The organism is Rhodopirellula maiorica SM1, from assembly GCF_000346295.1.
GTDB lineage: Bacteria > Planctomycetota > Planctomycetia > Pirellulales > Pirellulaceae > Novipirellula > Novipirellula maiorica.
Map to the genome: position 1 here is coordinate 1 of NZ_ANOG01000296.1, position 6,165 is coordinate 6,165.

5 protein-coding genes and 1 pseudogene are annotated in these 6,165 nt (G+C 54.6%); 1 reads left to right on the forward strand and 5 read right to left on the reverse strand.

The genetic code is table 11. The features are described 5' to 3' along the window. Positions 1-213 precede the first annotated feature (213 nt). The 4 genes from ruvA to ispF all read right to left on the reverse strand — a co-directional run bounded on the left by ruvA (position 214) and on the right by ispF (position 3,793). Positions 214-840, reverse strand: coding sequence for a Holliday junction branch migration protein RuvA (ruvA, locus tag RMSM_RS09715; RefSeq protein WP_008694830.1), 627 nt, complete (start codon positions 838-840; stop codon positions 214-216). A 220-nt stretch (positions 841-1,060) separates the two neighbouring features. Beyond that, positions 1,061-1,585, reverse strand: a complete 525-nt coding sequence (gene ruvC / locus RMSM_RS09720; protein ID WP_008694832.1) for a crossover junction endodeoxyribonuclease RuvC — start codon at positions 1,583-1,585, stop codon at positions 1,061-1,063. Beyond that, on the reverse strand, positions 1,582-3,177 hold the full coding sequence (cysS, locus tag RMSM_RS09725) for a cysteine--tRNA ligase (protein WP_008694833.1): 1,596 nt from the start codon (positions 3,175-3,177) through the stop codon (positions 1,582-1,584). The genes ruvC and cysS overlap by 4 nt, the downstream gene beginning before the upstream one ends. A gap of 112 nt (positions 3,178-3,289) precedes the next feature. Continuing rightward, positions 3,290-3,793: a 2-C-methyl-D-erythritol 2,4-cyclodiphosphate synthase gene (gene ispF, locus RMSM_RS09730; protein WP_008694834.1), complete on the reverse strand. Its 504-nt coding sequence runs from the start codon at positions 3,791-3,793 to the stop codon at positions 3,290-3,292. A gap of 256 nt (positions 3,794-4,049) precedes the next feature. On the opposite strand from ispF, the gene RMSM_RS09735 reads away from it, so the two are divergent. Next, positions 4,050-5,069 (forward strand): ABC transporter ATP-binding protein, encoded by a 1,020-nt coding sequence (locus tag RMSM_RS09735; RefSeq protein ID WP_008694836.1) that lies wholly within the window; start codon positions 4,050-4,052, stop codon positions 5,067-5,069. A 52-nt stretch (positions 5,070-5,121) separates the two neighbouring features. Here the strand turns inward: RMSM_RS09735 and RMSM_RS09740 are convergent. Then, positions 5,122-6,165, reverse strand: a pseudogene (locus RMSM_RS09740) (glycine dehydrogenase (aminomethyl-transferring)); the annotation flags it as partial.

A 6,165-nucleotide genomic window follows, 5' to 3' on the forward strand; every position in this document is an offset into this window, starting at 1 on the left:
AGGGCCGTAAGGCACCAGGTAATGCGTGGCCCCCGGCCGCTGACGCGCGAGCGGCTCACTAAATCAACAGGCTCTAGCACCATAGCGGCTAACCTATGGAAAAACTCCTGCGTAGCTAGTTAGCGAAAGTCGCGAAGACATTCGTTCACCATGACCACCGAAACTCTCTGCGAGTTTCGCTACGAACGGACCTCTTTTCAATTCAGACACACCTTAGCTTGACCGCTGGTAGATCGCGGTTAGCAGCGACTCGGTGTCTTTGAACTTCTTCTTGCCTGCGATCGCTTCGTCGATCAATCGCCGTGCATCGGCTTCGGAATGCCCCAGGGTGATCAAGGCGTCAAACGTCTCGCTGATCACTTCGCTGCCCGCCTCGGGCGTTTCGCCGATCGCACCTGGATCTACCATCAAGGCAAAGCGAGGCATTTTGCGACGAAGTTTCGCAATGATCCGCTCGCTGGTTGCCGGCCCCACGCCGGGTAGGGCAGAGAGCGATTTTGCGTCTTGTTGCTCAATCAGCACCGCCAATTCCTTGACCGGACGCACCATCGCGCGCAACGCCTTCTTCACGCCGACGCCGTCGACGCTGCAAAACAGATCGAAAAATTGGCGTTCGGGTTCGGAAAGAAAACCGATCAATCGCGGAGTCAAACGCCCTCCTTGAGCCGCGTTGCCCTCGATGTACTGCAGCGTATGCAGTCGCGCCTCGTCACCGATCTTGCCTTGCAATTGACGACGAGTGAAATCGGCAACAAACACCTCGTATTCAAACGGAGCCGATTCGATCACCACGGAGGCTTCACCAACGCGAACCAATTTTCCTGTAATCGTGACGATCAACAGATTGCATCCTACAAATGAGTGTTATTAAAAATGGGTTAGTTTCGAGTGCTTGATGAGAGTTAAACTTTCGGGTGAATCGTAGCGGACGTCGTCAAGACTTTCGTTGTACCGAGCAGATGTGTCCGTAGTGGAATTCGCCAGAATTCCCATCTCGACGGAGGAATTCTGGCGAATCCCACTACGGCATGATTAAATTGGGACAGTAATTGTTCGCTCCCTACTTGATCAACTTGTCCAGCGGCGTGTTGATGCCCAAGTGATGACCGCATAACGCGATCGCGAGTGCATCGGCAACATCCGCCGGCTCGGGCAAGTTCGCCAACCGCAGCTGCAACTTCACCGCCAATTGCATTTGGTGCTTTGGCGCTCGACCGTTTCCGGTCAACACCTTCTTCACTCGCGTCGGTTCAAAGTGTCCCACCGGAATTCCTGCTTCGCCGGCCGCCAAACAAATCACCCCGCGAGCATGCCCCATCAAAATGGCCGTTCGCGGTCGCTCGTAGTGCGAAAACAACTGCTCTAGCGCCATCATTTCGGGGCTCAACGCCTCGATTACTTCCTTGACACCGGTATAAATTTCTCGCAAACGCATCTCTAGCGGATCCTTGGCACGACTGCGGATGATCCCGGCTTCGCACAACTTGATGGTTGCACCGTGAACCTCGATCACCCCATACCCGGTGGTATTTAAACCGGGGTCAATCCCTAGAATCCGCCGTCCCGATACGCCGCCTTTGATCACGAACTGCGTTCCCAGCTGGTGCCTTCTTTCTTGTCCAGCAGCGCGACGCCAAGTTCGCTCAATCGATCACGAATTGCATCGCCGGTGGCATAATCTTTTCGCTCGCGTGCTTCTTTTCGCAAATCGATCAACAAACGGACGACGCTGTCCAACAGTGCCGCGTCACCATCATCACCACTGGATTTCGGAGGCGATTTGACAAAGATCCCCAACACGGCGGTCAATTCACGAATGATCGTCACGGCGGCGACAAGCGAAGCGACTGCCGCCGAGTCCTTGTCACTGTTCGCATCGAGTTTGTTTTCGTCGATGAAACGATTCATCAAACGCAGCGTATCAAACAGCACGCTGATCGCAGCACCGGAGTTAAAATCGTCATCCATCGCCGCCAAGAACTTTTGCCGCACGCCATGCATTTCAACAAGCAATGCGTCTTTGCCGGGATCAAATTCGCCTTCGCTTCGCGATGCCGGAGGCTGCAAGTCGTAAATGGATTTGCCGCTGATCTCGGCGAAACGATCAAAAAATCGATAGAACGCTTCGAGCGATGTACCGGCTTCTTGTAGCCCTTCTTCGCCATACACGATGGTCGAACGATAGTGCGTGCGGAGCAAGAAGAAGCGAATGCGTTCGCCGGTGTGACGACGAATCAAATCGGACAATCCGCCCGCACCCTTACTGCGACTGATTTTGCCCGCTGCCGCCTCTTCGTTTGTTTCCTCGCGATCGCTCTTGCCACCGACTTTGCCTTTTTCACCGGCTCGCATCAGCCCGTTGTGCATCCAATATTTGACCATCGGTGCATCGTGGCAGCATCCGCTTTGCGCCCGTTCGTTCTCGTGATGTGGGAACATCAAATCCAATCCACCGCCGTGGATGTCGAACGTATCGCCCAGGATTTCGTGGCTCATCGCTGAACATTCGATATGCCAACCTGGTCGCCCTTTGCCCCAGGGGCTATCCCACGCGATCGATTGGCCTTTGGCGTTTTTCCAAAGTGCGAAGTCGCCGGACGATTTTTTCTTGGCCGCCGCCTCGCCCCCTTCGCCTTGCTGAGCATCGACGCTGCGATTGGAAAGTTGGCCGTAGTTCGGGTCTTTCATCACATCGAAAAAGACATCGCCATCGACTTCATAGGCGTGCCCCTTGGCGATCAATGCCTCGATAAAGCTAATGATTTGCGGCATGTGGTCGGTTGCACGCGGCAGATAGTCAATCTGATTGACACCCAACTCACGCAGATTCGACAGGTAGTCGGCGGTCATTTCGACCGCAATCTGGCTCATCGGAATCCCACGCTCGCGGCTTTTCGCGATCAATTTGTCGTCGACGTCGGTGATATTGACAACCCAAGTGACGTCATAGCCACTGTAGCGAAGGTAGCGTTTGACCGTGTCAAAAATGACAGGCCCCACCATGTGGCCGATATGCGACTCGGCGTACACCGTCGGCCCACACAGATAGATGCCGACCTTCGGAGGATTGATTGGCTGAAAGATTTCCTTGGTTTTACTCAGCGTATTGTAGATTTTGATCGGTGGCTTCGTCTCCGAAGCTCCCTTGACGCCGGTGGACGCGGTAGCAGTGCTCATCGAAATAGTTCTGGGAAAATGACTTTCAGGGGTGCAAACGATTCCGACGCAGAATCGAACTTCGTGGAATCGGGGAATTATAGAGACAGATGCCGATCAAGTAGAGGGCGATTTAAGATTCCCGTGTGCTGTACACCAGCACGACGACGCGCGCGGCGATCGCTGCCGCACCACCGATCGGCCCGATTCCCTCTCCTGTTTTCGCTTTGATTCCCACTCGATCGACCGAGATATCCAATAGTCCGGCGAGCGTTTCTCGCATTTGGTCCAAATGAGGTGCCATTTTGGGACGTTCCGCCAAAATCACGCAGTCCAAATTGACGATTTCCATGCCATGGTGACGGACCCGGCGAACCGCCTCGTACAGAAACTCGCTGCTGTCGCGGTCCCGGTTTTCTTCGGCATTGTCGGGAAACAGACGGCCAATATCAGGCTCGGCAACCGACCCCAACAAGGCGTCGGTGATCGCATGCAGCAAGACATCGGCATCGCTGTGGCCAATTGCATGCACTTCGGCCGGAATCTCCATCGCTCCGATCCGCAGTGGGCCGCCATTTCCGAGTCGGTGAGAATCGTACCCTAGTCCAATACGGATCGCAGGAATCGGTGTGCTCATGTGGGAAAAACTCCAGAGAGGGGATACGGGGGAGAGGTCGAAAGATTGAGAGCAAAAAAATGGGGCGAAATCGAAACATCCTCAATACCGCCCCGCTGATTTAGCGGATGTTCGCTGTTAAAAAACATTGCAAACAGAGATGCGAGGCTGATTAGCGGTCGGCACGGGGGATCTACAGTCGTTGCCATCGCACCCTACAATAACCGACCGTAGCCTCCGCGCGATGTACCGACCTTTGCTCGAGTCAGCCGTATTCATGTCTATTATCGAAGTCCGTCAATTAACCAAGTCCTACCGCGTCTACAAAAAACGTGAGGGCCTTTCCGACAGTATCCGAGGACTGTTCCATCGCGAATACAACGAAGTCGAAGCGGTCCGCGGGATCGATTTGGATGTTCAACAAGGTGAATTCGTGGCCTTTCTTGGCCCCAACGGTGCCGGCAAGACGACGACATTGAAATTACTAAGCGGGGTCATCAATCCGACCAGCGGCACGGCGTCGGTGATGGGATACGTCCCCTGGCAGCGGAAAAATGACTATCGCCGTCGCTTCGCCTTGGTGATGGGCCAAAAAAACCAACTATGGTGGGATTTGCCCGCGCAAGAATCGTACCGACTGCACCAGCAGATCTATGGCATCGATGCCGAGCAGTTCAAAACAACGCTCGCCGAATTGACCGACCTGCTCGATGTTGGGCGACTGCTCAGCCAACCAGTGCGAGAACTGTCACTTGGTGAGCGAATGAAGATGGAGCTGATTGCGGCACTACTGCACAGCCCCGAGGTTTTGTTTTTAGACGAACCCACAATCGGTTTGGACGTGATCGCGCAACACAACATCCAAAAGTTTTTGCGGTATTACCAAGAGAAACGCAAGATCACGATCCTGTTGACCAGCCACTACATGAAAGACATTGCCGCGTTGTGCAAACGGGTCGTGATCGTTGCCGATGGTCGCATCGAATACGATGGATCGCTTTCGGGCATCATCGATAAATTCTCGGGATCGAAGATCATCACGCTGCAGTTTGCCGAAGGACACCGTCCGTCGATGTCAACGTTCGGCGAAGTCTTGGACGAAAATTGGCCCAAAGTCCGAGTGCGAGTCAATCGAGCCGATGTGCCGCGAGTGTTAGCAGAGACGCTACGCGACAATCCGATCGAAGACGTCGCGGTCGAAGATCCTCCGCTCGAAGACGTGATCGCCGATCTGTTCCGCGAAACGTCCGAACGCAATCTGCAAAACGCCGCAAAGGTCATCGCCAACGGACGCTAGGACAACGTTGGCGATCTGCTTCCCAAGCGGGTCACGTTGCAGGCTGGTCACGTTAGGAATAGTCGTCCATCGGCGGGCAGCTGCACACGAGATTGCGGTCGCCATAGGCGCTGTCAATACGGCCGACGGTGGGCCAGAACTTGGCGTCCCGCAACCATGCCATCGGCCAAGCCGCTTGCTCTCGCGTATAAGGATGCTGCCAATCGTCGCTGCCGATCGCGCCCATCGTGTGCGGCGCGTGCTTCAGCGGGTTATCGTTCGCATCCATCTTGCCATCTTCGATGCTTTGAATTTCCGCACGGATCGAAATCAAAGCGTCACAGAATCGATCGAGCTCGTCTTTGCTCTCGCTTTCGGTCGGCTCGATCATCAACGTGCCCGGCACTGGCCACGACATCGTTGGGCCATGGAAACCGTAATCCATCAATCGTTTGGCGATATCTTCGATTTTCACTCCTGCCGATTTTTCAAACTTGCGACAATCGACAATGAATTCATGGGCGACGAAGCCATCGCTATCGGTATACAGAATGTCGTAGTGATCACTCAAACGCTTGGCCATGTAATTGGCGTTCAAAATCGCGACCTGCGTTGCCTTTTTCAGCCCCGACGCGCCCATCAAGGCGATGTAAACGTAACTGATCGTCAAGATGCTGGGGCTGCCATAGGGTGCCGCCGAAACCGGCCCGATCGCGAATTCGCCCGCAGTATCGGGACGCTCCACCGGATGCTCAGGCAAAAACGGAGCCAACTGCGGTGCCACACCGATCGGTCCCATTCCCGGACCACCGCCGCCGTGAGGAATACAGAACGTTTTATGCAGGTTCAAGTGACAAACGTCCGCGCCGATTTTCCCAGGACTGGTCAATCCGACTTGGGCGTTCATGTTCGCGCCATCCATGTAGACTTGGCCGCCATGTTCATGGATCAAGTCACAAACGCCTCGCACCGTGCTTTCGAAAACGCCGTGCGTCGATGGATAGGTGATCATCAAGCACGAAAGTTTGTTGCTGTGCTGGACCGCTTTGGCCTGCAAATCTTCCATGTCGATATCGCCGCGTTCGTTACACTTAATCGGCACAACTTTCACTTCCCG

Coding starts and splice junctions, on each gene's coding strand:
- cysS (WP_008694833.1), bottom strand. CDS start 3,177: ATGAGCACTGCTACCGCGTCCACCGGCGTCAAGGGAGCTTCGGAGACG.
- ispF (WP_008694834.1), bottom strand. CDS start 3,793: ATGAGCACACCGATTCCTGCGATCCGTATTGGACTAGGGTACGATTCT.
- RMSM_RS09735 (WP_008694836.1), top strand. CDS start 4,050: ATGTCTATTATCGAAGTCCGTCAATTAACCAAGTCCTACCGCGTCTAC.